The 282-nt window shown below is 28.0% G+C and carries 1 pseudogene; it reads left to right on the top strand.

Annotated features, from left to right (window positions below):
- Window positions 1–15: 15 nt before the first annotated feature.
- Window positions 16–282: pseudogene (locus tag ACSG5Z_RS32255) on the top strand (GNAT family N-acetyltransferase); the annotation flags it as partial.

Raw genomic sequence — 282 nt, 5'->3', positions numbered from 1 at the left:
GTAAAGGAGAATACGATGAACCGTTACATAAGAGAATAAGAAGTAAATGATTTAGACAATTTACCGGAGAGTGATGATAGTTTCATAGTGAACTCTAGGTTAATTCTTTCTCTTTCAAAAATAAATAAGCAAATAGAATATACAGTAGAAGACGTTCCAATTTATGAGAAAAGTTATTTACAAGATCAATATGATGATGAACTAGCGTACACTGAATATATAAATAATCCAAATCAAGTAATTTACATTGCAATTTTACATGATCAAATTATAGGAGTAATG

Origin of the sequence: Bacillus pretiosus (genome assembly GCF_051294775.1) — a bacterium.
In the GTDB taxonomy this organism is placed as follows: domain Bacteria; phylum Bacillota; class Bacilli; order Bacillales; family Bacillaceae_G; genus Bacillus_A; species Bacillus_A wiedmannii.
Note: the sequence above shows the minus strand (reverse complement) of the source record. Positions and strands in the feature narration are given on the sequence as shown.